At 72.2% G+C, this 302-nt stretch carries 1 pseudogene; it reads left to right on the forward strand.

Annotated elements, in window-relative coordinates:
• A pseudogene (locus tag KI686_RS17600) lies at positions 1–302 on the forward strand (alpha-L-fucosidase); the annotation flags it as partial.

Below are 302 nucleotides of genomic sequence, written 5' to 3' on the forward strand. Positions count from 1 at the left end.
CGCCGGCTGGCACGACTTCCTGCAGTACACGCGCGCCCAGCTGCTCGAGCTGCTGGACCGCTACCCCGCCGCGCGCGGTCTCTGGTTCGACGGCACCTGGGACGCGTCCTGGATCTCCTCGCACGAGTTCACCCACGCGCTCGAGGCCGAGCTGCGCGCGCGGCGCCCCGGCCTGATCATCGGCTCGCGATTCCGCAACGACGAGCACGGCGCCCGGCACTTCGACTCCAACGGCGCCCTGCTGGGGGACTACGAGCAGGGCTGGGAGCGCAAGCTGCCGGCGAGCTTCGAGATGCTCGGCG

The organism is Polaribacter sargassicola (assembly GCF_021991835.1).
GTDB lineage: Bacteria > Bacteroidota > Bacteroidia > Flavobacteriales > Flavobacteriaceae > Polaribacter > Polaribacter sargassicola.